21 protein-coding genes are annotated in these 22,817 nt (G+C 69.5%); 15 read left to right on the top strand and 6 right to left on the bottom strand.

Annotated elements, in window-relative coordinates; translation table 11 throughout:
* The first annotated feature begins 47 nt into the window (after positions 1 to 47).
* From ACEN9V_RS07150 to ACEN9V_RS07135, 4 genes are read left to right on the top strand one after another with little or no spacing between them, the layout of a single operon-like run.
* Positions 48 to 938: a transketolase gene (locus ACEN9V_RS07150; protein WP_281266998.1), complete on the top strand. Its 891-nt coding sequence runs from the start codon at positions 48 to 50 to the stop codon at positions 936 to 938.
* Complete coding sequence (locus tag ACEN9V_RS07145; protein WP_413602715.1) at positions 935 to 1,891, top strand: transketolase family protein; 957 nt, start codon at positions 935 to 937, stop codon at positions 1,889 to 1,891. The genes ACEN9V_RS07150 and ACEN9V_RS07145 overlap by 4 nt, the downstream gene beginning before the upstream one ends.
* On the top strand, positions 1,888 to 3,732 hold the full coding sequence (locus ACEN9V_RS07140; RefSeq protein ID WP_413602714.1) for a phosphoenolpyruvate carboxykinase (GTP): 1,845 nt from the start codon (positions 1,888 to 1,890) through the stop codon (positions 3,730 to 3,732). The genes ACEN9V_RS07145 and ACEN9V_RS07140 overlap by 4 nt, the downstream gene beginning before the upstream one ends.
* Positions 3,729 to 5,174, top strand: a complete 1,446-nt coding sequence (locus ACEN9V_RS07135) for a glyceraldehyde-3-phosphate dehydrogenase (protein ID WP_413602713.1) — start codon at positions 3,729 to 3,731, stop codon at positions 5,172 to 5,174. The genes ACEN9V_RS07140 and ACEN9V_RS07135 overlap by 4 nt, the downstream gene beginning before the upstream one ends.
* Positions 5,175 to 5,262: 88 nt before the next feature.
* Here ACEN9V_RS07135 and ACEN9V_RS07130 read toward each other — a convergent pair whose 3' ends face one another.
* Both ACEN9V_RS07130 and ACEN9V_RS07125 read right to left on the bottom strand, forming a co-directional pair.
* Entirely contained in the window at positions 5,263 to 6,621 is a 1,359-nt protein-coding gene (locus ACEN9V_RS07130; RefSeq protein WP_413602712.1) for a 6-phospho-beta-glucosidase, read from the bottom strand.
* Positions 6,618 to 7,397 (bottom strand): DeoR/GlpR family DNA-binding transcription regulator, encoded by a 780-nt coding sequence (locus tag ACEN9V_RS07125; protein ID WP_281267003.1) that lies wholly within the window; start codon positions 7,395 to 7,397, stop codon positions 6,618 to 6,620. Before ACEN9V_RS07125 ends, ACEN9V_RS07130 begins: the two co-directional genes overlap by 4 nt.
* A gap of 200 nt (positions 7,398 to 7,597) precedes the next feature.
* Here ACEN9V_RS07125 and ACEN9V_RS07120 point away from each other — a divergent pair, with 200 nt between their 5' ends.
* Genes ACEN9V_RS07120 through ACEN9V_RS07095 form a run of 6 tightly spaced genes read left to right on the top strand, consistent with a single transcriptional unit; the run spans position 7,598 to position 13,386 of the window.
* A complete protein-coding gene (locus ACEN9V_RS07120) occupies positions 7,598 to 8,566 on the top strand; it encodes a carbohydrate kinase family protein (protein ID WP_413602711.1) in 969 nt (322 codons plus the stop codon).
* A gap of 46 nt (positions 8,567 to 8,612) precedes the next feature.
* Entirely contained in the window at positions 8,613 to 9,977 is a 1,365-nt protein-coding gene (locus ACEN9V_RS07115; RefSeq protein WP_413602710.1) for an extracellular solute-binding protein, read from the top strand.
* 11 nt (positions 9,978 to 9,988) lie between these two features.
* The gene (locus tag ACEN9V_RS07110; RefSeq protein ID WP_413602709.1) at positions 9,989 to 10,945 is read left to right on the top strand and encodes a carbohydrate ABC transporter permease; all 957 of its coding nucleotides are present in this window, start codon (positions 9,989 to 9,991) and stop codon (positions 10,943 to 10,945) included.
* Positions 10,942 to 11,766: a carbohydrate ABC transporter permease gene (locus ACEN9V_RS07105; protein WP_413602708.1), complete on the top strand. Its 825-nt coding sequence runs from the start codon at positions 10,942 to 10,944 to the stop codon at positions 11,764 to 11,766. The genes ACEN9V_RS07110 and ACEN9V_RS07105 overlap by 4 nt, the downstream gene beginning before the upstream one ends.
* An 11-nt stretch (positions 11,767 to 11,777) precedes the next feature.
* Positions 11,778 to 12,548: a glucosamine-6-phosphate deaminase gene (nagB, locus tag ACEN9V_RS07100; RefSeq protein WP_413602707.1), complete on the top strand. Its 771-nt coding sequence runs from the start codon at positions 11,778 to 11,780 to the stop codon at positions 12,546 to 12,548.
* A 58-nt stretch (positions 12,549 to 12,606) separates the two neighbouring features.
* Entirely contained in the window at positions 12,607 to 13,386 is a 780-nt protein-coding gene (locus tag ACEN9V_RS07095; RefSeq protein WP_413602706.1) for an alpha/beta fold hydrolase, read from the top strand.
* Positions 13,387 to 13,409: 23 nt separating this feature from the next.
* Here ACEN9V_RS07095 and ACEN9V_RS07090 read toward each other — a convergent pair whose 3' ends face one another.
* The 3 genes from ACEN9V_RS07090 to ACEN9V_RS07080 are packed head-to-tail and all read right to left on the bottom strand — an operon-like array spanning position 13,410 to position 16,188.
* Positions 13,410 to 14,540 carry a zinc-dependent alcohol dehydrogenase gene (locus tag ACEN9V_RS07090; RefSeq protein ID WP_413602705.1) on the bottom strand — a complete coding sequence of 377 codons (1,131 nt, stop codon included), beginning with the start codon at positions 14,538 to 14,540 and terminating at the stop codon, positions 13,410 to 13,412.
* 35 nt (positions 14,541 to 14,575) lie between these two features.
* On the bottom strand, positions 14,576 to 15,040 hold the full coding sequence (locus tag ACEN9V_RS07085) for a hypothetical protein (protein ID WP_413602704.1): 465 nt from the start codon (positions 15,038 to 15,040) through the stop codon (positions 14,576 to 14,578).
* Positions 15,037 to 16,188, bottom strand: coding sequence for a glutathione-independent formaldehyde dehydrogenase (locus tag ACEN9V_RS07080; RefSeq protein WP_413602703.1), 1,152 nt, complete (start codon positions 16,186 to 16,188; stop codon positions 15,037 to 15,039). The genes ACEN9V_RS07085 and ACEN9V_RS07080 overlap by 4 nt, the downstream gene beginning before the upstream one ends.
* A 228-nt stretch (positions 16,189 to 16,416) precedes the next feature.
* Here ACEN9V_RS07080 and ACEN9V_RS07075 point away from each other — a divergent pair, with 228 nt between their 5' ends.
* Positions 16,417 to 17,241, top strand: a complete 825-nt coding sequence (locus ACEN9V_RS07075; protein ID WP_413602702.1) for a response regulator transcription factor — start codon at positions 16,417 to 16,419, stop codon at positions 17,239 to 17,241.
* A 69-nt stretch (positions 17,242 to 17,310) separates the two neighbouring features.
* On the top strand, positions 17,311 to 17,940 hold the full coding sequence (locus ACEN9V_RS07070; RefSeq protein ID WP_413602701.1) for a DUF1345 domain-containing protein: 630 nt from the start codon (positions 17,311 to 17,313) through the stop codon (positions 17,938 to 17,940).
* A gap of 114 nt (positions 17,941 to 18,054) precedes the next feature.
* On the opposite strand, the gene ACEN9V_RS07065 is transcribed toward ACEN9V_RS07070, so the two are convergent.
* Positions 18,055 to 18,735: a hypothetical protein gene (locus tag ACEN9V_RS07065; RefSeq protein WP_413602700.1), complete on the bottom strand. Its 681-nt coding sequence runs from the start codon at positions 18,733 to 18,735 to the stop codon at positions 18,055 to 18,057.
* Positions 18,736 to 19,015: 280 nt separating this feature from the next.
* On the opposite strand from ACEN9V_RS07065, the gene ACEN9V_RS07060 reads away from it, so the two are divergent.
* The 3 genes from ACEN9V_RS07060 to ACEN9V_RS07050 all read left to right on the top strand — a co-directional run bounded on the left by ACEN9V_RS07060 (position 19,016) and on the right by ACEN9V_RS07050 (position 22,813).
* Entirely contained in the window at positions 19,016 to 19,480 is a 465-nt protein-coding gene (locus tag ACEN9V_RS07060; protein WP_413602699.1) for a hypothetical protein, read from the top strand.
* A 70-nt stretch (positions 19,481 to 19,550) separates the two neighbouring features.
* Entirely contained in the window at positions 19,551 to 21,419 is a 1,869-nt protein-coding gene (locus tag ACEN9V_RS07055) for a glycoside hydrolase family 2 protein (protein WP_413602698.1), read from the top strand.
* A 77-nt stretch (positions 21,420 to 21,496) separates the two neighbouring features.
* Entirely contained in the window at positions 21,497 to 22,813 is a 1,317-nt protein-coding gene (locus ACEN9V_RS07050) for an extracellular solute-binding protein (protein WP_413602697.1), read from the top strand.
* Positions 22,814 to 22,817 lie beyond the last annotated feature (4 nt).

Genomic DNA, 22,817 nt, shown 5'->3' with positions numbered 1-22,817 from the left:
CACGGAGTGATAGTTTTGGCGCACCACCGCAGAGCAAAGGAGTCGCCGTGACACGCAACGACGCGAGAGACGTCGAACACCTCGAGACCGTCGCCCGAGAAGGGCGATGGCGCGTCCTCGAGACGGTGGCTGCGAGCAAGGCCGGCCACGTCGGCGGGCCCATGTCGGCCATGGACCTGATGGTGGCCCTCTACTTCCACCAGCTCCGGATCGACCCCGAGCGGCCGCACGACCCCGATCGCGACCGGTTCATCCTGTCCAAGGGGCACTCCGCGATCGGCCTGTACTCGGTCCTGGCGCTCCGCGGGTACTTCCCCGTCGAGGAGCTGGCCACGTTCGACCACGGCGACTCGCGCCTGCAGGGTCACCCGGACATGAAGCTCACCCCGGGGGTGGACTCCTCCACCGGTTCGCTCGGCCAGGGACTCTCCGCCGGCTCGGGCATGGCGATCGCCGCCAAGATGCAGGGCAAGGACTTCCACACCTGGGTCGTGCTCGGCGACGGCGAGATCGAGGAGGGCATGGTCTGGGAGACCGTGATCCACGCCCCCCGGTACGGCCTCGACAACCTCACCGCGATCGTCGACCTGAACGGCCTGCAGCAGTACGGCTGGCCGGCGGGCGACCACGACCGGTACGACCGCAGCGAGCCGATGGGGCACGTCAACCTGCCAGCGGTGTTCCGCGGGTTCGGGTGGAACGTCATCGAGATCAACGGGCACGACTTCGAGGAGATCCTCGATGCCTACGCCGAGGTCGACGCCGCCCGCGGCACGACCGGCAAGCCGACCGCGATCATCGCCCACACGGTGAAGGGCAACGGCGTCTCGTTCACCCGCGCGACGTTCAAGTGGCACAACGGCGTCCCGACCGCGGAACAGCTCGACACCGCTCGCGCGGAACTGCTCATCGACCAGAAGACGGAGGCCCTCGCATGAAGGCGCAGCGCGCAGTGTGGGGCGACACCCTCACCGAACTCGCCGAGACGGACGACCGCATCGTCGTCGTCGACGGCGACCTCGCCACCTCGACCATGGCCGTCACGTTCGCGAACGCGCACCCGGAGCGGTTCATCCAAGCCGGCATCGCCGAGCAGAACATGGTCGGGATCGCCTTCGGCATGTCCACCCTCGGGTACCGCCCGTGGCTGTCGTCGTTCGGCGTCTTCCTGACGAACCGGGCCCTCGACCAGGTGCGCATGCTCGTCTCGCAGACCAAGGCCCCGGTCCGTCTGGCCGCCGCCTACACCGGGCTGCTCAACGGCGCGAGCGGCAAGACCCACCAGGACATCGAGGACCTGTCCGTGATGCGGGCGCTCCCGAACATGACGGTCCTCGCGCCCGCCGACGAGACGGAGGCGGCAGCGATCATCCGGTGGGCAGCGGAGCACGACGGCCCCGTCTACCTCCGACTCGCCCGCGACGCCGTCGCCGACGTCTTCGACAGCGGCTACGAGTTCCGGATCGGCCAGCCCGTCCTGTTGCGGGACGGCGGCGACGGTGCCGCCGCGGAGGTCACGGTGGTGTCGACAGGGGTGCAGACGTCCCGGACCGTCGAGGCGGTCTCGGCGGTCGAGACCTCCGGCCGCAGCGTGCGGCACGTGCACCTGCCGACGATCAAGCCCCTCGACGACGACGCGCTCTGGGCGCTGCTGGACGGTGCGCGCACCGTCGTCACGGTCGAGGAGCACTCGGTGGTCGGTGGCCTTGGCGACGTCGTCGCCGCCGTCCTCGCCGGACACGCCAGCGGCGCTCGACTGACGAAGGTGGGGCTCGCCGACTCATGGGCCGAGTCGGGACCGAACGACTTCCTCCTGGACAAGTACGGTCTGTCGGCCGACCGGGTCGCCGCGCGCATCCACCACGCGGTCGGCGAGCGGGTGCCGTCATGAGCGTCGTCGACGCGACGGCCGCCGGCACGACCATCGAGCCGGGTCCCGGACGGGAGGCCCTGCATCGTTGGGTGGACCAGGTCGCGTCCCTGACGGAGCCCGACCAGGTCGTCTGGTGCTCCGGCAGCGACGCCGAGAACCGCGCGTTGCTCGACGCGATGGTCACGTCCGGTTCGCTGATCGCCTTGGACCCCGGCCTCCGGCCGGACAGCTACCTCGCCAGGAGCGACCCCGCGGACGTGGCCAGGGTCGAGGACCGCACGTTCATCTGCTCCGTCGACGAGGCGGACGCCGGCCCGACGAACAACTGGCGGGATCCCGCCGCGATGCGCGCAGACCTCACCGACCGGTTCCGTGGCTCGATGCGCGGCCGGACGATGTACGTGGTGCCGTTCTCGATGGGCCCGATCGGGGGCGCCATCTCCCAGGTCGGCGTCCAGGTCACCGACTCGCCGTACGTCGTCGTCTCGACCCGCATCATGACCCGGATGGGGGACGACGCCCTCACACAGATCGACGAGGACACGGTCTGGGTGCCGGCAATGCACAGCGTCGGCATGCCCCTGGTCACGGACGACGGCGACCGGATCACCGACGTCCCGTGGCCGTCCAACGAGACGAAGACCATCGCGCACTTCCCGGAGACCCGGGAGATCTGGTCGTACGGCTCCGGGTACGGCGGCAACGCGCTGCTGGCGAAGAAGTGCTTCGCACTCCGGATCGCGTCGTCGATGGCGCGTGACGACGGGTGGCTCGCCGAACACATGCTCCTCATCCGCGTCACGACACCGGCGGGCAAGGTCCTGCACGTCGCGGCCGCTTTTCCGTCCGCGTGCGGCAAGACGAACTTCGCGATGATGACCCCGACGGTGCCCGGGTGGAAGGTCGAGACGATCGGGGACGACATCGCGTGGCTCCGGCCGGGTGCCGACGGACGACTCTGGGCGATCAACCCGGAAGCCGGCTTCTTCGGTGTCGCTCCGGGAACCGGCCCGGACACGAACCCGGCGGCCATGTCGACCGTCCGGTCCGGCACGGTCTTCACCAACGTCGCGATGACGCTCGAGGGCGACGTGTGGTGGGAGGGCGCATCCGAGACCCCGCCGCGGCACCTGATCGACTGGCGTGGCCAGCCGTGGGAGCCGGGGAGCGCGACACCGGCAGCGCATCCGAACGCGCGCTTCACGGTCGCCGCGGAACGGTGCCCGACGATCTCCGACGACTGGGACAGCCCGGACGGGGTCCCGATCGACGCCATCGTGTTCGGCGGGCGGCGCGCGACGAACGTGCCGCTCGTCGCAGAGGCCGAGGACTGGGAACACGGCGTGTTCTTCGGCTCGACGATCTCCAGCGAGCAGACCGCTGCCGCCGAGGGCCCGGTCGGCGAGCTCCGCCTCGACCCCTTCGCGATGCAGCCGTTCTGCGGCTACAACATGGCGGACCACTGGGCGCACTGGCTCAGGGTCGGCGACCGTCTCGGGACGAAGGCGCCCCGCGTCTTCCGTGTCAACTGGTTCCGCAAGTCCACCGACGGCGACTACCTCTGGCCGGGCTTCGGCGAGAACGTCCGCGTCCTCGAGTGGATCGCCGGTCGGCTCGACGGGAGCGCCGACGTCCGCTGGAGCCCCGTCGGCGGGCTCCCCGGCGTGGGCGACCTCGACCTCGACGGACTCGACCTCGACGGCTTCGCACTCGACGCCCTGTTCGCCGTCGACCCCGCAGCGTGGACCGACGAGGCCGAACAGCTCCGCGAGCACTTCGACCGGTTCGGTACCCGTGTCCCGGCGCGACTCCGTGCGCGACTCGACCAGCTCGTCCGCCGGCTCGAGGAGGCGGCGTGAGCACCGACGGCGAGCTCTGGGACGACTGGGACGCGCAGCTCGGGCTCGCCGAGCAGATGATCCCCTTGATCGGTCGCCTGCACCGACGCGACGGTGTGGTCGCCGGGGTGCACGGACGGCGCCTCGTGAACCGATCGGCGATCGACATCGTCAGGGCGCACCGGTTCGCCCGACACGTCGACGGCGCACCGCTGCCACTCGCCGAGTCGCTGCGGATCCTGCGCGCGGCCGTCGACACCGGTGCCCCCGGCCCCGCGTCGCTCGACGTCGGCGCGCTCGCCGCACGGCTCAGGGCCACGGAGGACGACGACGTGCACCACGCGACCGCGATCGCGGAGCTCCTGCGGGACGCTGCCGCCGGCGGTGCGCTCCCGACCACCGACGTCGTGCTCTACGGATTCGGGCGGATCGGTCGCCTCCTCGCTCGCATCCTCATCTCCCACCAGTCCGGCGGGTCAGGACTCCGTCTCCGCGCGATCGTCCTCCGAGCGTCGTCGGGCCCGGACGACCTCGTGAAGCGCGCCAGTCTGCTCCGCCGCGATTCCGTGCACGGCCCGTTCGACGGCACGATCACCGTCGACGAGCACGCCGAGACGATCACCGCGAACGGCACGCGCGTCCAGGTCATCCGCGCGTCGGACCCCGCCGCGGTCGACTACGCCGCCTTCGGGATCGAGGACGCGATCGTCGTCGACAACACCGGGAAGTGGCGCACCGAAGCAGAGCTCCGTCGACACCTGCTCGCCCCTGGTGCCGGGCGGGTGCTGCTCACCGCTCCGGGCAAGGGCGATGTCCCGAACGTCGTGCACGGCATCAACAGCGAGCAGGCCGAGCGCGCCGACGTGGTCGCGGCGGCGTCCTGCACGACCAACGCCGTCGCTCCGGTCCTCGCGGCGCTGCACGCGGAGTTCGGCGTCGTGCGCGGGCACGTCGAGACGGTGCACTCCTTCACGAACGACCAGAACCTCACCGACAACTTCCACAAGGCCGATCGCCGTGGTCGGGCCGCGCCGCTCAACATGGTCATCACGGAGACGGGTGCGGCGCAGGCGGTGGCGAAGGCCGTTCCAGGACTCGCTGGTCGCCTCACGGGCAACGCGATCCGGGTCCCGACCCCCGACGTGTCGCTCGCGATCCTGCACGTGACGACCGAGCGCCGAGTCACTCGGGACACGGTGAACACGTTCCTTCGCCGGACGTCCCTGGAGTCGGACCTCCGGTCGCAGGTCGACTACGTGGAATCGCCCGAGTTCGTGTCGTCCGATGTGCTCGGCTCGCGGTTCGCCGGCGTGGTCGACGGGCTTGCGACGCAGACGAACGGTGACCACGACGTCGTCGTCTACGTCTGGTACGACAACGAGTTCGGGTACTCCTACCAGGTGATCAGGGTGGTCGAGACGATGAGTCGCGCGCAGGCGGTCTCCCGGGTCGCCGTGGCGTGACCGACCGAGCGTCCGGCCGCGATCTCCTGCGTGCGCCGGGCTGCCGGGAGGGGGCCGCCGCCCCGTACGGTCCCCTCCCTTCCAGCGGTCACCTCGTGAGCACCGCCGCGACCTCCGGGATGCGGTCCACGTAGCCGCGGACCAGGTCGCGCGCCACGGAGACGCTGTCGACGAGCGGGTGCAGTGCGAACGCCTTGAGCGCCTCGTCCTTCGACCCGGTGAGCGCCGCCTGGATGGTGTGCCGTTCGACGGCCTTCACCTGCGACATCAGTCCGATCTGGTGCAGGTCGGGCTGGTCGGTCGTCATCGGGTGCACGCCGTTGGCATCCACCATCGTCGGGACCTCGACGACGGCGTCGCGCGGCAGGCCGGCGATGGTGCCGTTGTTCCGGACGTTGAGGATCATCGTCTGGCGCTCGTTCCGGCTGATCGCGGCCATCACACCCAGGGCGACGCCCGCGTAGCCCTGGTGCGACGGGTCGGTCTCGCGTTCCTTCGGGTCGAGCGGCTCGTCCTGCGTGCCGCCCTTCGCCTCGGCCATGTAGGAGGCACTCCGACGCTCGACCGTCTCCCGCCAGAGTTCCGCGACGCCGTTCCCCGCGGCGCTCGCCCGGTCGTAGAACGCGGACTGGCTCTCGGCGAGGAAGTCCCCACGGGTCTTGCCGGAGCCGACGATGGAGCGCACGGCGTCCCGGTTGAAGTAGTAGTAGAAGAGGTACTCGTTCGGGATCGCGCCGAGGGAGCGGATCCAGTCGAGGCCGAAGACGTGCCCCTCTTCCATGGAACCGAGTCGGTCGTCGTCGGCCATGAGCTCGGGCAGGACGTCGCGGCCGTCGTACATGACGCGGCGCATCCAGCCGAGGTGGTTCAGGCCGACGTAGTCCATCTGCACGCGGGTGTGGTCGAGGCCGAGCATGCCGGCGACGCGGCGGCCGAGCCCGGACGGGGTGTCGCAGATGCCGAGGACACGGTCGCCGAGGACGCTCTGCATCGCCTCGGTGATGATGCCCGCCGGGTTCGTGAAGTTCATCACGTAGGCGTTCGGGGCGAGGTCGCGGATGACCTTCGCCGCCTCGACCATCACGGGCACGGTGCGGATCGCGTAGGCCAGCCCGCCGGGACCGGTGGTCTCCTGCCCGAGGACGTTCAGGTCGAGCGCGACGTGCTCGTCGCAACGGCGCCCTTCGAGTCCGCCGACGCGGAGCGCGGCGAAGACGTAGTCGCTGCCCTCGACCGCGCGGTGCAGGTCCGTCGTGGGCTTGAGGACGGGCGCATCGGGGAAGTCGGCGGCGAGCTCGGTCAGGATCGCGACCATCGCGTGCAGCCGGACCTCGTCGACGTCGTACAGGGCGACCTCGTCGACGCGCGGTGAGCCGGTGTCGCGGAGCAGCGCCTGGTACACGTACGGCGTGCGGAACCCGCCGCCTCCGAGGATGCAGAGCTTCATGTGATGATGACCTCTCCGCCGGCGTTCCGGCTGTGTGCGAGTGTTTCGTCGGGGGCGCCGGTCGTCGTGATCAGCGTGTCGACGTCGGTGAGGGAACAGAGGCGGAGCGCCCCCGTCCCGGGGAACTTGGTCTCGGATGCGAGCAGGACGACGCGCTCGGCGGCGGCGATCATCGACTGCTTGATCGGGGCCTCGACGGCCATGTTGTCGACGACGTGGCCGTTCGCGCGGACACCGGTGCACGACAGGAAGACAACGTCTGCGCTGACGTGCTCGAGCGCGGCCTCTGCCAGCGACCCGACGAGCGTGCGGTAGTTCCGGCGGACCACGCCACCGAGGAGCACCAGACGTACGGCTTCGTCGTCGCGGAGGACGTCGAACACCGCCAGGTTCGTCGTGATGACGGTGATGTCGCGCCCGCGGAGGAGCTCGGCGATCTGTGGCGTGGTCGTGCCGATGTCGAGGATGACCACCTGGCCGTCGGTGACCATCGCGGCGGCGGCAGCGGCCATGCGGCGCTTGAGGTCGATGTCGCCGGCTTCCTCGAACGGGGTCTCGACGGGTTCGCCGTCGTCGCCGTCCTGCGCGGTCTGCCGGGGCGCGAGGACGGCGCCGCCCCACGTGCGGACGAGTTCGCCGTTGCGGTCGAGCATCTCGAGGTCACGGCGGATCGTCGCCGGACTCACGGACAGGGCGTCGGCGAGTTCCTGGACCGAGGCCGCCCCGTCGAGCCGGAGCGCCTTGATGATGCGGTTCTGCCGCTCTCGCAGGATCATGCCGTCACCCTATCCGAAATCGCGCACGATCACGCAAGATCAATCATGCAAACATCGATTCAGATCAGACTTAACAAATCTGGAGCAATCAGGTAACGTCCTCGCAACACGAACCACGCAGGCTTGAGCACCATCAGCGGATCGGAATCCCGAGTCGCGCAGACCTGCGCAGGGATGATCCGCAATGACGAGGAGAAGCCGTGCCCGAGGCGAGCCCGACCACCGATCCCGGCACCCTGCTGTTCGCCGGCGATGTGTTCTGTGACCTGGTGTTCTCCGGCGTCACGGCCCCGGAGCAGGGCGCCGAGGTGTACGCCGACGCGTTCGCCGTCACCCCGGGCGGCGTCGCGAACCGCGCGGTCGCCGCGGCCCGGGCCGGCGCGCCGACCCGTGTGCTCAGCCGCCTCGGCGACGACGTCCTCGGGCGGCACGTGCACGGGCTGCTGACCGCGGAGCCCCTGCTGGACACGAGCCTGCTCGCACTCGTGCCCGGTCACCAGAGCTCGGTCTCCGTCGCGCTGACGGGGCCGGAGGACCGGAGCTTCATCACGTACGAGGAGCAGCTCGAGCCCCTGACGATCCCCGACGACATCGGCCGGGTTGCCGCCACGCACGTCGGCATCGCCCGTCCGCTGCCGGCGTGGGTCGCGACGCTCCGCGCATCGGGGACCACGGTCGTCGGCGGCGTCGGGTGGGACCACACCGGCGAGTGGTCCGGCGAGGTGCTCGGTCGGCTCGCCGAGGTCGACGTCTTCGTGCCGAACGACGTCGAGGCGATGCGCTACACCAGGACCGACACCGCGCTGGAGGCCGCGAAGGTCCTGGCCGAGCGGGTCCCGCTCGCCGTCGTCACCCGCGGCCGGGACGGCGTCGTCGCGGTGGACTCGGCGAACGGCGTCGTCGCCACCGCCGAGACGATCCCCGTCGACGTGGTCGATCCGACCGGCGCCGGTGACGTGTTCGTGGCCTCGTTCATGGCCGGCACGCACCACGGCTGGGACCTCGACACCCGTCTCCGGTTCGCCGCTGCGAGTGCCGCCTACGCCGTCACCGGACTCGGTGGCGCCGCGAGCGCCCCGCACCCGGCCGAACTCGTCGCCTTCCTCCGCCGTACCGCCGCACGCGGTGATTGGTCGTTCCTCGACGCGTCCGTGCCCACCGGCGCCTGACCCCACCCGACCCTCCCCAGCACCATCCACCCACTCGCAGAACTGGATGACCATGAAGCACATCAGCAAGACGACGATGCTCATCGGCGTCGCCGCCGCGGTCGCGCTCGGCCTGACCGCGTGCACCCCCGGCGGATCCGCGGCACCCGCGGCGTCGCAGAGCCTCGGACCGGTGTCGAAGGACGTCGGCTCGGGGAAGACGACGCTGACCGTCTGGGACCAGAACACCGACACCGGCATCGACGACGCGCAGCAGGTCCTCAACGACGAGTTCGAGAAGGCGCACCCGAACATCACGATCAAGCGGGTCTCGCGGTCCTTCGCCGACCTGAAGACGACGCTCAAGCTCGCGCTCTCCGGGGACAACCCGCCGGACGTCGTGCAGGCGAACCAGGGGTACCCGGACATGGGTGCCTTCGTGAAGGCCGGGTTCCTCCGTCCCGTCGACGACTACGCGAAGCTCTACGGCTGGGACGACTACTACCCGTCGAGCCTGCTCAAGCTCAACTCGTTCTCCTCCGACGGGAAGACCTGGCAGGGCGACGACCTCTACGGCGTCTCGCAGACCGGCGAGCTCGTCGGGCTGTACTACAACAAGGCCGTCCTGAAGGCCGCCGGCATCGACTCGCCGCCCACGACCGTTGCCGAGCTGACCGAGGACATGCAGAAGGTCAAGGCCGCCGGCACGCTCCCGCTGAGCTACGGCGACGTCGAGAAGAGCCCTGGCATCCACCTCTACGGCCTGGTGCTCTCCGCTCTCGCCGGGCGTGACGCCGTGAACGACCTGGTCGCCGGCAAATCAGGCAGCTGGACGGGCGACGACGAGGTCACCGCAGCGAAGACCATCAGCGACTGGGTCAAGGACGGCTACGTGACCGAGGGCGCGAACGGCGTCTCGCGCGACGACGCCGTCGCGGCGTTCGGCAAGGGCGAATCAGCGTTCCTCATCACGGGCACCTGGTACCAGGCGACGCTCGAGGCCGCGGCGAAGGCGGACGACATCGGCTTCACGGCGCTGACCCCGCCCGACGCGTCGAAGCCCGTCACGATGGGCGGCGAGGGGCTGGCGTGGGCCATCACCTCGAAGACGAAGAACGCGAACGCGGCCGCCGCGTACATCGACTTCGTCACGAACGCGAAGGCCTCCGAGACCCTCGTCCAGAAGGGCAACCTGCCGACGGTGGTCCCGGACGACGACACCCCGGCATCCGGCACGATCGCGGGCGACATCACGAGCAACTACAAGTCGATCTCGTCGTCGAACAGCATCACGCCGTACCTCGACTACGCCACCCCGACGTTCTACGACACGATCACGGCCGCGATGCAGGACCTGGTCGCCGGCAAGGCCAGCCCGGAGCAGTACACGAAGACGCTCCAGGACGACTACGCCGGCTTCGTGAAGAAGTAGCGAGGACCCCCGTGACCCAGTTCACCGGAACCACGGCGGGTGCTGCCGACCGCAGCGCCCGCCGCGGGCGGACCCGCCGGACGGCCGGCGCCGTCCGGAAGCGGCGGCGGAGCCTCGTCGCGTACCTCTACATCCTCCCCGCGTTCGTCGTGTTCGCGGTGTTCCTCGGGGTGCCGTTCCTGCAGAGCATCCAGTACTCGTTCTACGACTGGGACGGGCTCTCGGCCGCGACCTGGGCAGGGTTCGCCAACTACGCGGGCGTCTTCACCGACGCCCAGCTCCGAGCGTCGTTCGGGCACGCGCTCGTGCTGATGGTGTTCTACGCGGCGGTGCCCGTCGTGGTGGCGCTGTTCCTGACCGCGCTGATCTCGCGGGCGAACGGCCTCCGTGGGATGTCGTTCTTCCGAACCGTGCTCTTCCTCCCGCAGGTCATCGCCTCGGTCGTCGTCGCGACCATCTGGGTCTCGATCTACTCGTCCGACGGCCTGTTGAACGACGGGCTCCGGCTGGTGGGCCTCGGGCAGTTCGCGCAGGTCTGGCTCGGCGGATACGACACCGCCCTGCCCGCGATCGGCTTCGTCGGCACCTGGCTCAACGTCGGTCTCTGCCTGGTGCTCTTCCTGTCCGGCGTCGGCAACATCCACCCGAGCCTGTTCGAGGCCGCGCGCATCGACGGCGCCGGGGCCGCTCGGGAGTTCTTCTCGATCACGCTGCCGTCCCTCCGCGGGCAGATCGCCGCAGCGCTCACCGTCACGGTGGTGTCCGCGCTGAAGACGTTCGACCTGGTCTACGTCACGACGAGCGGTGGGCCGGGCAACTCGACGTCCGTGCCCGCGTTCGAGGCGTACAACCGGGCGTTCCAGACCGGGCAGGTCGGGTCGGCCGCCGCGGTCGCCGTCTCGCTCACCGTCGTCATCATGATCGTCACGGCCCTGATCGGCCGTCTCCAGCCGAAGGACGTCGCATGAGGATCTCCGTCCGCGAGAAGACCGTGAACTACGTCATCCTGACGCTGTTCGCGCTCTTCGCGATCATCCCGCTCATCGGCGTGCTGCTCTCCTCGGTCACCCCGTCGGCGCAGAACTCCGGCGGCTTCAGCGTGCCGACGTCGATCGACCTCGGGAACTTCGGAGCCGCGTGGAACCAGGGACACTTCGCGAGCTACATGCTCTCCAGCGTGCTCGTCACGGTGTCGGTCGTCGTCCTCACGACCGTCCTGGCGGTGTTCGCCGGGTTCGCGTTCGCACGGCTCGACTTCTTCGGCTCGAACGTGCTCTTCTTCGTGATGCTCGCCGGCCTGATGCTCCCCGCCGAGGCGTTCATCATCCCGCTCTACTTCAACCTGCGGAGCGTCGGGCTGACCGACACCTACACGAGCCTGATCCTGCCGCAGACCGCGCAGTCGTTGGCGTTCGGGATCTTCTGGATGCGCAGCCAGTTCCGGAGCTTCCCCGGGGAGGTCATCGAGGCTGCCCGGCTCGACGGTGCCCGGGACGTGCGGCTGCTCTGGCAGGTCATCGTCCCCGCGGCCGTCGCCCCGATCATGACGATGGCGCTCCTCATCACGATGTGGACCTGGAACGAGTTCCTGCTGCCCCTGGTGCTCATCACGAGCGAGGACCACCGGACCGCACCGCTCGGCCTCGCCTTCTTCAAGGGCGCCCACCTGACCGACTACTCGCTGTTGTCCGCCGCGGGGGTGATCGTCGCGCTGCCGATCGTGGTCCTGTACTTCTTCCTGCAGAAGCGGTTCATCTCCGGGATGCTCGGCGGCTTCGCGGACCGCTGAGGAGCGCCGACGTGGAGATCGTCATCCTGCCCACGCCTGCTGAGGTCGGTCGCGTCGCTGCGGCGAAGATCGCCTCGGTCGTGGCGAAGAAGCCGTCAGCCGTCATCGGTCTCGCGACCGGGTCCAGCCCCCAGGGCATCTACACCGACCTGCAACGCCGCGTGGACGCGGGAGAGATCTCCTTCGCCGAAGCGCGCGGGTTCGCCCTGGACGAGTACGTCGGGATCCCGCTGGAGCACCCCGAGTCGTACGCGTCGGTGATCGCGCGTGACGTGGTGGCGCCGCTGGGCTTCGACGCGTCGCGGGTCCGGGTGCCGGACGGTCGTGCTGCGGACATCGAGTTCGCGGCGAAGGAGTACGACGCCGCGATCCGTGCCGCCGGTGGGATCGACGTGCAGATCCTCGGGATCGGGGCGAACGGGCACATCGGCTTCAACGAGCCGACGTCCTCGTTCGCGTCACGGACCCGCATCAAGACGTTGGCGCCGTCCACGCGGGAGGCCAACGCCCGGTTCTTCGACAGTCTGGACCAGGTGCCGACGCACTGCATGACGCAGGGGCTCGGCACGATCCTCGAAGCGCAGCAGCTGGTGCTCGTGGCGCAGGGGTCGGCGAAGGCCGACGCGGTCGCTGCCGCGGTCGAGGGGCCGCTCAGTTCCTTCGTGCCCGGCAGTGCGCTGCAGCTCCACGAGCACGCGACCGTCGTGGTCGACGAGGAAGCAGCAGCCGGACTGCAACTCGCGGACTACTACCGGTACACGTACCGCAGCAAGCCAGCCTGACGGTCCGACGACCGGCCGGCCGGCCCGTCGCGGTGCGGGGGACTCGTAGGCTTGCCGGGTGATTGCTCGCGTCCTCGGTGCTGGTCGTCCGCTCGTCGCCCTCCACGGGTTCGGTGTGGACCACCGGATCATGCTGCCTCTGGCAGGAGCGGTGCAGGACCTGCCCTGGCGACTCGTGTTCCTCGACCTCCCGTGGACCGAGGCCGCCGCGGGCACCTCGACCGCGACGAGCGCGGGCGAGGTGGCCGACGGTGTCCTCGCGGAGATCGACGAGCACCTCGGCGACGAGCCGTTCGCCGTCATCGGGAACTCCTTCGGCGGCATGATCGCCCGCCATGTCGCCCACGAACGCCGACGCCAAGTCCTCGGCGTGGCGACCCTGGCGGGTGTCGTGCAACCAGCACACGCGGACCGCGCCGTCCCCGAGCGCACCGTGCTCCAGACCGACCCGTCCGTGCTCGAGGCCGCCGGTGACGCGCGGGAAGCGTTCGAGGAGGTCAGCGTCATCCAGGACGCGGCCGCGTTCGCAGCGTTCGAGCGGTACGTGCTGCCCGGTCTCCGTGGCGCCGACCTTGCGGTGATGGACCGCATCGCCGCCGACTACGCGTTGGACGCCGTGCCGGAGGAGCGCCACCCGGAACCGTTCACCGGTCCGGCCCTGCACCTGTTCGGTCGGCAGGACGATGTCGTCGGGTACGAGGACGGGCTCGCACTCCGGGACCACTACCCACGAGGGAGCTTCGTCGTCCTCGACGCCGCCGGACACAACGTGCACCTCGAGCAACCCGAGGTCACCACCGCCCTGGTCCGCGACTGGCTCGCACGCATCGACCGGTAGCCCGTCCGTTGCCGGGGCGTCGATCAGGGTCGGAAGACGGCCCTGACGCATCCGTCGGTCTTCTCCTTGAACATGGCGTAGCCGCCGGGTCCGTCGTCGAGTGGCATGACGTGCGTGGCGAGGTGCTCTGTGACGATCTCGTCCCGCGCCATCCGCTCGAGGAGCATCGGGATGTACCGGTGTCCGTGCTGCTGAGCGGACCGGAGCGTCAGGCCCTTGTTCATCACCGCCCCGAGGGGGAACTTGTCGACGAAGCCCCCGAAGACGCCCAGCACGAAGATGCTGCCGCCCTTGCGCGCAGCGAAGACCGCCTCACGGACGGCAGTCGGTCTGTCCGTCTGCAGCCGCAGCTGCTGCTTCAGCTGGTCGAAGGCGAAGTCGGGCCCGTCGCGGTGTGCCTCCATGCCGACAGCCTCGATGCACACGTCGGGGCCGCGGCCACCCGTGCGTTCTCGGAGCTCGGCCGTCACCTCGGCCGTCTCGTAGTTCATGGTCTCCGCACCGATGACCTGCTCGACCTGCGCGAGCCGTTCCTGGAAGCGGTCGATCACGATGACGCGTTCCGCGCCGAGCAGCATCGCACTGCGCGCAGCCATCTGGCCGACACCACCAGCGCCCCAGACGGCGACGGTGTCGCCGGGCCGCACGCCCCCGAGGTCCGCTCCCATCCACCCCGTCGGGGCGGCGTCGGACGCGAAGAGCGCCCGCTCGTCGCTGACCCCGTCCGGGACGGGGAAGGCGCCCTGGTCCGCGTACGGCACCCGGATGTACTCCGCGTGACTCCCGGCCCATCCGCCCAGTGCGTGCGAGTAGCCGTAGCAGCCGCCGGGTGCCTGGCCCCAGAGCATCTCGGGGATGCCCGCGTTGGGGTTGCCGTTGTCGCAGAGCGAGAACAGTTCGTTGCGGCAGTACCAGCACTTCCCGCAGCTGATGAACGAGCACACCACGACCCGGTCACCGACCTTGTGCTCGGTGACGGCCGATCCGACGTCGACGACCTCGCCGATGAACTCGTGTCCGAGCACGTCGCCTGCCCGCATGGTGGGGACGTACCCGCCGAGCAGGTGGAGGTCGGACCCGCAGGTCGTGCTCAACGTCACCTTGACGATGGCGTCCTGGGCGTTGAGGATCTCCGGGTCATCGACGTTCTCCACCGAGAGTTCGTTCACCCCGGTCCAGCACAGGGCCTTCACAGCGCACCCCCGCCCTTCGCATCGTCTTCTGCTTCGTCGACCGCGTGGCCGAGCAGCGTGCGTGGACGGTCGCCGTGCGGTCTCGGGGTCGCGCGCAGGACCTCGCCTGTCTCGAAGACCTGCTTGGCATCGCGCAGCGCTGCCCGCAGGGCCCTGTTCGGATCGCCGTCGGTGCTGACATCGGTCCCCTCCCGGATTCGGGCGTGTACCTCGAAGCCCTTGTCCCCGGGGGCCGGATCGATCCGGATCTCCAGCGATCCAGCCAGACGCTCCAACGGCTCGGGGTACCCGCCGTCCTCGAAGTCCCGGGCCTCGCCCAGGACGGTGACGGCTTTCCACCCGTCCGGGTGCGCCCCGTCGCCGTCGGACCCCCGTTCCTTCTTGACGAGGGAGCGGGCGACGAGTCCAGCCGCGAGTCCTGCGACGCCGATCGCTGCAGCCGCCTTGCCAGCCACGGTCACGCCGCCTTCCCGGGCTTGAGGACGACCTTGGTCCACCCGTCGTCCCGGTTGTCGAAGTGCTCGTAGGCGTCGGGAGCACCATCGAGCGGCAGCTCGTGGCTGACGATGAACGACGGTGTCGCCTTGCCGGCAGCGATCAGGTCGCGGAGCGGCCGGTTGTACTTCTTGACCGGCGCCTGTCCGGTGCCCATGGTCTGGCCCTTGAACCAGTGCAGTCCGATGTCGAATGCGATCTGTCCCTGCTTCGCCAAGTCGTCGGGGCCGCCAGGGTCCTGCGGCACGAACACGCCGACGGTTCCGATCCGTCCGGTGAACCGCACCGACTGCACCAGACGGTTGAGCGTGAGGTTCGGCTGCTCGTCACCACCGGCGTCGTGCGCCTGGTAGCCGACGCATTCGCAGCCGTTGTCGGCGCCGAGCCCCATCGTCTGCTCGAGGACGGCCTGTACGGGGTCGACCTTCGAATCGTCGATGGCGATCGCGCCGATGGACTCCGCAAGTCGGAGGCGGTCCGGATGCCGGTCGACGACCATCACCTTGCTCGCTCCCCGGATGGTGGCCGACAGGGCGGCCATCAGGCCGACCGGGCCGGCGCCGTAGATGACGGTCTGGTCGCCCGGCTGCACTCCCGCCATCTCGGTGGCGTGGTAGCCGGTCGGGAAGATGTCGGCGAGCATCACGTAGTCGGTTGCCTTCTCCTCAGCGTCCTTGCCCAGTCGGAGGCAGTTGAAGTCCCCCCAGGGCACCCGCAGCAGTTCGGCTTGTCCGCCGGCCCACGGACCCATGTCCGCGAATCCGTAGGCCGCGCCCGCCCACTCGGGAACGGGCTGAGCGGTGAGGCAGTAGTTGGTCAGCCCGAGCTCGCAGTTCTTGCAGTGACCGCACGCCACGTTGAACGGCAGGACGACGTGGTCCCCGACCTTGACCTTGTCCACACCGCCGCCGACCTCGATCACCTCGCCCATGTTCTCGTGACCGAACCAGCGGCCGGTCTCGAAGCTGGTGCGTCCCTCGTACATGTGGAGGTCGGATCCGCAGATGTTGGTCGTGGTGACGCGCACCAGCACGTCGGTCGGGCGCTCGATGCGCGCATCGGGGACGTCCTGCACCGTGACCTTGCGCGGCCCCTCGTAGACAACGGCTTTCATGTTCGTCTCCTCTCGTGTGAGACGTGGTCCGGCTTGCGCCGCGGGCCGATTTGCCGCGCGACACCCTCATGGCACGCCACCCGGAGCGGGAGCACCATCGGCAGACATGCCCATCCGACTTCGCGCGGTGTGGGCACGCGTACCGCATCACCGTGCTAGACCGGCGACAGACGGTTTTCGGATAACTCCTTCGATTACCGCCGCCGATGGTCATGAGGTGGTCGAACCGTGACACGCACTGCTGCACTGCTGCTGCTCGCTGAGGTCGCGGCGCGCCCGGATCCCGTTCACGATCGAGCGCAGGCGCTGCTCGATGAACTGCACCACCACACCCCGTTCGACGGCGCGTGGACGGCGCTGGCCGAACGGGGGAGGACGGGGTGCGGCGCGGTCGCGAGCACGGACCTCGACGAGTCGAGCGTCCGCTCCCTGAGCGGTCCTGAGGTGGCACGCCACATCGAGCGGACCGGTGCCGATCGCGCACGGCCCCCCAAGCGCCTGCGCCCTACGGGATTCCACGAGGCGTTGTCCGTCGCACTGTCGACATCGGCAGCCTTCGTCAGCGGAGCCCGGTCGGGCGTGGTGCTGCTTCCCGACTCCGGGGTCACCCGCATCCCGGGCTTGTCCGATGACGTGCTCCTCGCCGCCGACTCCGCGCTCGTCGATGCGGCCAGGGACGCCATCGGCGAGGGGCAGCGCTACGCCACGTTCCTGTGGCCGCGCGGGAGCCGACAGCTGCCGGACGGTTACACGCGGGCGACGGTGCTCGCCTGCGATCGAGATCTCCAGACAGCGGCTCGAGGGGTCGTCGTGCTCTCACCCGCCGGGCACCTGCGGGGCCTGACGCCGCGCGAACTCGAGGTGCTGGGCCACGTGATCGAGGGGTGCTCGAACCTCGAGATCGCCCGAGCGCTGATGATCGCCCCCCGCACGGTCGCTGCGCACATCGAGCACATCCTGTTCAAGCTCGACGCCACGTCCCGCACGCTCGCCGCCGTGCGGGCCGAGCGCGCTGGTCTCTACGTGCCGCTCTCGCGAGCCCGGCAGGGGTGAGCGCCGCGTGGTGGCCGCTCAGATGTGTGCGCCACAGGACGAAGAACGACCGTTCAGGAAGGAACGACCATGTCCCACCTGTCGGTGAAGGCTGGCGTCGGCGCGATCGTCGGGGCAGTGGTCGCGGTGATCGCCGCACTCCTCGGTGTCCCCGATCTGTCGCCGCTGTTGGGCTGGGCGATCGCCGCAGGAGTGTTCCTCGTCTGGGCATGGTCCGCGGCCTGGCCAGCGGGCCCTGAGCGGACCCGTGACCTCGCTCGCCACGAGGACCGGTCGCGGAAGCTGGTCGACGTGCTCGTCATCGCAGCCACGTTCCTCAGCCTCGTCCTGGTGCTCTTCGCGCTCGTCCGCAGCCAGCAGAAGGACCCGGTCGGGTCCGCCGCTGCGATCCTCGCGGTCGTCGGCGTCGTGGCGGCCTGGGCGGTCGTGAACACCGTGTACGCCTTCAAGTACGCGCGCATGTACTACATCGACGACAGCCACCGTTTCGACTTCGACCAGGACGAGGACCCGTCCTACAGCGACTTCGCCTACACGGCCTTCTCGATCGGGATGGCCTACAACGCGGGCAACATCACCCAGTCGTCCACCCCGTCACGCCGGATCGCCCTGGGTCACGCGCTGCTGTCCTACTTCTTCGGCACCTTCGTGGTCGCGGTCGCCATCAACCTGATCACCGGCCTGGCCCAGGGAGGATGAGGACGAAGTCAGCAAGATGGACGAGCGGCACAGCACAACGCCCCGTCGCGGATACGACGGGGCGTTGGCTTCTCCGGTCTGTCATGCGCAGACGGAAACCTGCGCCGGGCGTGCTTACTTGATCTTGGCGGTGATGGTTGCGGTGCCGACGAGGAGGCCGCTCTTGACGGCGTCGGTCTTGAAGGTGCTGTTGAGCAGCTTCGCGGCGTCCGCGGAGACGTGGACGGTGGTGCCGGTGAGGATCGCGTTGTCACCCTCGAGCTGCAGCGGCTTGAGGGTCCCACCGTGCAGGCTGAACAGGTACGCGTTCGCTGCGGCGACCTGCCCGTTGACCAGGACGTCACCGTAGAGCTTGGACGAGCCCGGGTTCACCACGAAGTTCTCCAGCGTCACGGTCGTGTCCCCGGCCTTCAGGGTCAGACCCGAGTCGTCGTGGTTCAGCAGGCCCTGCACGTACGGACGGTACTTCCCGTCCGGGCTCCAGTAGGTGACCGAGCCGGAGGTGATCGGGAACGACACGGCACCGTCGGCGAGCTTGGCGTTGCCGGACACACCCGGGGTCAGCTTCAGCGCGGTGAGGGCGTCGGTGAAGCCGGAGTCCAGCGCGACGGAGGTGTCGCCACCGAGGACCTCGGGAACCGACGCGACCGGTGCGGGGATCTTCGACGACGACGACGCGACCGTGTGGATCGCCGGGGTCGACGCGTTCGCGGCGGAGACACCGAACGCGGCACCGCCGAGGACGAGGGCACCCGTCGTGGCGAGGGTGATGGTGGTCTTGAAGGACTTGCGCATGATGGTCATTCCTTTGCTGTGTCGCGCTCGGCGCGGCGTACTGAAAGCGCGCCGAACACACTCCGAAAAGGAGTGGAGAACCAGCTATCTGCGGCTGGTGAGCGCTCCGGGTGTTTCCCGGTCTGTGCATGGGATTCGGCACCGTCCCGGAAAGGGTTTGGACCGGTTCCCCCTCGTTACCGTTCCGTTATGCAACAGGATTCGACCGCCATGTGCCCCGGACGTGCGGTAGCGATGGTCCGATCGCTCTGCGAGGATCGGGCGACGCAAGGGGGAGCAGGTGCAGACGAGATGGGTCATCGTCGTCGCGGTCGTGGCGGCCCTGGTGGGTGGCGGGACGTGGGTCGGGGTCGCTGCGTCGGATGACGGAGGTGTCCGTCGCATCGCCGACCGGGTCGCGGTGCCGTCGGGGTGGGAGCTCGAGGACGAGCAACTGACCCGCGGGGCCGGACTCTGCCTGCAGCTGTCCGGGTTCGGGCATCCGTGTCCGTCGGTGACGAGGACGTACTCGGCTCCGCCGACGCTCGACGACGCCGCCTTCCGTGGCATCCTCGATCGCTCCGATCTGGGACTCCGACAGACCGGCTCGTGCACCCCTGCGGACGGCGCCGGTCTCGAGTTGACATGCGGCGCGGAGGGCTCCGACGAGCGCTTCACCGTGCGGGTGTCGTACACGACCCCGTACTCGGGGTCGAAAGACGGATCGCTGCGGGTCTCGGTGACCCCTTCGGCCCGGCCGCGGTGAGCAGGGTGGACAGCTCAATTGCAACGTTGTAGCGTCGAGGCGACCCCCGGTACCGACTCAAGGAAGAGCCATGACCACGACCTCCCAGACGCCCCGCCCCGAGTACCCCCGGCCGCAGTGCACCCGCGAGCGGTGGATGAACCTCAACGGCCGGTGGGGCTTCGACTTCGATCCGGGTGACTCGGGCTTCGAGCGCGGCCTGTCGTCCCCTGATGCCGAACTGTCGCGGGAGATCACGGTGCCCTTCGCGCCGGAGTCGACGCTCTCGGGCATCGGCGACGTCGACTTCCACCACGCCGTCTGGTACCGCCGACAGGTCTCGGTGCCGACGGACTGGGACGGGCGGATCCTGCTGCACTTCGGCGCGGTGGACCACGACACGACCGTCTGGGTCGACGGGCGAGAGGTCGGTCGGCACCGCGGCGGGTTCACGAGCTTCACGTTCGACCTCACCGCCCGCGCCGGGGTCCGCGCCGGCGACATGGTCACCCTGACAGTCCGCGCCCGTGACTCGAAGGACGCACCGCAGGCACGGGGGAAGCAGTCCACCGAGTACGCGAACCACGATGCCGACTACACCCGCACGACGGGCATCTGGCAGACGGTCTGGCTCGAGCCGGTCCCAGAGGTCGCGATCGGCCGTCCGCGGATCACGCCGGACCTCGAGGGCGAGCACTTCGCCGTCGAGGTCCCGCTCAGCACCGGGCTGCCGGGTGGTCGCGTCCGCGTGACCGTCTCCGACGAGCACGGCGTGGTGGGGGAGCGCGAGGTCCGTGCCGACCTCACGCTGACGCCGCGGCTCACGGTCGCGATCGCAGAAGGCCGCGTCCGGCCGTGGTCGATCGCCGACCCGTTCCTCTACGACGTCCGCGTCGAGCTGCTGGACGCAGACGGTGCCGTGGTCGACCAGATCGGCAGCTACGCCGGGCTCCGCAGCGTCGCGATCGTCGGCCGGTCGGTGCTGCTCAACGGCGAGACCGTCTTCCAGCGCCTCGTGCTCGACCAGGGCCTCTCCGCCGACGGGCTCCTCACCGCGCCGTCCGACGCGGCGCTCGTGCACGACATCGAGCTGGCCATGCAGGCCGGGTTCAACGGTGCGCGCCTGCACCAGAAGGTCTTCGAGGAGCGGTTCCTGTACCACGCCGACCGTCTGGGCTACCTCGTGTGGGGCGAGTTCGGGGACTGGGGCTGCAAGACGACCGGTCCGAGCGACGACCGGCAGCAGCCCGACGCCAGCTACGTCGCCGAGTGGCTCGAAGCGCTCGAGCGCGACTACTCGCACCCGGCGATCATCGGGTGGTGCCCGCTCAACGAGACGCGCCAGCACATCTCCGATCGGATCACCGCGCTCGACGACGTCACCCGTGCGATGTTCCTCGCCACCAAGGCGATGGACACGACCCGTCCGGTGCTCGACGCGTCGGGCTACGCGCACCGCGTGTTCGAGACCGACGTCTACGACTCGCACAACTACGACCAGGACCCGGCCACGTTCGGCGCGACGCTCGGGATGCTCGACCCCACGACGCGGACGGCGTTCATCAACACCGAGGACGACGGCGACCGACACGTGGAGGGTGCTCGCCCGTGGAGCCTGCCGTACAACGGCCAGCCCTACTTCTGCAGCGAGTTCGGCGGCATCTGGTGGAACGCCGAGGCCGCTGCCGCCGCTGATGCCCCGGAACAGTCAGGCACGACCTCGTGGGGGTACGGGGAACGGGTCCGCTCGCTCGACGACTTCTACGAGCGCTTCGAGGGGCTCGTGACCGCGCTCCTCGGCAACGAGCACATGTTCGGGTACTGCTACACGCAGCTCACCGACGTGTTCCAGGAGCAGAACGGCGTGTACGACTTCGCCCGCGGACAGAAGTTCGACATCGAACGCATCCGCGAGATCCAGACCCGGGTCGCCGCGATCGAGGCAGCTGCTCGTCCCTGAACGGCCCCGACCGGCAGGCGCGTGCAGCCACGTCTGTCACTACAACGATGTACCACTTCACGAAGGAGTGAACCCGAATGTCCCCCCTCTCCCGCCGGCAGTTGCTGGTCGGCGGCGCATCGATCCTCGGCGGCGCGGTGCTCGCCGGCGGCCTCACCGGCTGCGCGACCGGATCGACCGCCGCCTCCGGCGCCGACCGACTCCAGTTCTGGCACCTGCTGACCGGCGGTGACGGGGCGAAGATGGCCGACCTCGTCAAGCGTGCCGACGCGGCGACCGGTGTCGCCGCGCAGCAGACCGTCCTCGCATGGGGAACGCCGTACTACACGAAGCTCGCGATGGCGAGCGTCGGGGGGCGTGCACCGGACCTCGCGATCATGCACGCGAGCCGCCTCGAGGGCTACGCGCCCGGCGGCCTGCTCGACACGTGGGACGACGACCTGCTCGCCGAGTTCGGCGTCCGTGAGTCGGACTACCCGGCGGCGGTGTGGAAGAAGACCTTCGTCGACGGCAAGCACTACGCAGTGGCGCTCGATGCCCACCCGTTCGTGCAGTTCTACAACACCGACATCCTCGACAAGGCCGGTGCGCTCGGCAGCGACGGGCGCATCGTCGACATCTCGAGCCCCGACCAGCTGCTCGAGGTCGGCCGAGCGGTCAAGGGCGTCACGAAGACCCACGGCATCTCGTACGGGTACCTCAACGACGGCGCGAACCTGTGGCGGATGCTCTACACGCTCTACCGGCAGCAGGGCGCCACGATGGTGTTCACGCCGGGCAAGAAGGCCGAGGTCGAGAAGGACGCGGCGATGGCCGCGCTCGACTTCATGAAGACGATGCTCGACGGCGACATCGCGGCGAACGCCGCCGACGGCGGCACCGCCCTCGCCGAGTTCGTCACGCAGAAGTCCGGGATCATGTTCACCGGCGTCTGGGACACCCCGTCGATGAAGGACGCGAAGATCCCGTTCGACGCCCAGCCGATCCCGACGATGTACTCGGAGCCCGCTGCGTACGCCGACTCGCACACCTTCGTGCTCCCGCACCAGAACGTCGTCGACGAGCAGAAGCGCCGTGACGCGCACGAGTTCGTCGCCGCGATCGTCAAGCGGTCCCTCAGTTGGGCGCAGGCGGGACACATCCCGGCGTACAACCCGGTCACCGACAGCGCCGAGTACAAGAAGCTGCTGCCCCAGGCGCACTACGCGGGCGCCGCGGACATCGCGAACTACGACCCGCAGGCGTGGTTCACCGGCGCCGGCAGCGACTTCCAGACCGCGGTCGGGAACGCACTGCAGGGCGTGCTGCTCGGTCAGACCAAGCCCGAAGCCGGTTGGGACCAGCTGATGGGCGTCGTGAACAAGAAGCTCTCCGAGCCGAACCCGGCCGGCTGACGGA

Origin of the sequence: Curtobacterium sp. Curtsp57 (assembly GCF_047324335.1) — a bacterium.
Lineage (GTDB): Bacteria > Actinomycetota > Actinomycetes > Actinomycetales > Microbacteriaceae > Curtobacterium.
This window is presented reverse-complemented; position numbering and strand designations above follow the sequence as displayed.

Coding starts and splice junctions, on each gene's coding strand:
- ACEN9V_RS07145 (WP_413602715.1), top strand. CDS start 935: ATGAAGGCGCAGCGCGCAGTGTGGGGCGACACCCTCACCGAACTCGCC.
- ACEN9V_RS07140 (WP_413602714.1), top strand. CDS start 1,888: ATGAGCGTCGTCGACGCGACGGCCGCCGGCACGACCATCGAGCCGGGT.
- ACEN9V_RS07130 (WP_413602712.1), bottom strand. CDS start 6,621: ATGAAGCTCTGCATCCTCGGAGGCGGCGGGTTCCGCACGCCGTACGTG.
- ACEN9V_RS07125 (WP_281267003.1), bottom strand. CDS start 7,397: ATGATCCTGCGAGAGCGGCAGAACCGCATCATCAAGGCGCTCCGGCTC.
- ACEN9V_RS07115 (WP_413602710.1), top strand. CDS start 8,613: ATGACCATGAAGCACATCAGCAAGACGACGATGCTCATCGGCGTCGCC.
- ACEN9V_RS07105 (WP_413602708.1), top strand. CDS start 10,942: ATGAGGATCTCCGTCCGCGAGAAGACCGTGAACTACGTCATCCTGACG.
- ACEN9V_RS07080 (WP_413602703.1), bottom strand. CDS start 16,188: ATGAAAGCCGTTGTCTACGAGGGGCCGCGCAAGGTCACGGTGCAGGAC.
- ACEN9V_RS07070 (WP_413602701.1), top strand. CDS start 17,311: ATGTCCCACCTGTCGGTGAAGGCTGGCGTCGGCGCGATCGTCGGGGCA.
- ACEN9V_RS07065 (WP_413602700.1), bottom strand. CDS start 18,735: ATGCGCAAGTCCTTCAAGACCACCATCACCCTCGCCACGACGGGTGCC.
- ACEN9V_RS07055 (WP_413602698.1), top strand. CDS start 19,551: ATGACCACGACCTCCCAGACGCCCCGCCCCGAGTACCCCCGGCCGCAG.
- ACEN9V_RS07050 (WP_413602697.1), top strand. CDS start 21,497: ATGTCCCCCCTCTCCCGCCGGCAGTTGCTGGTCGGCGGCGCATCGATC.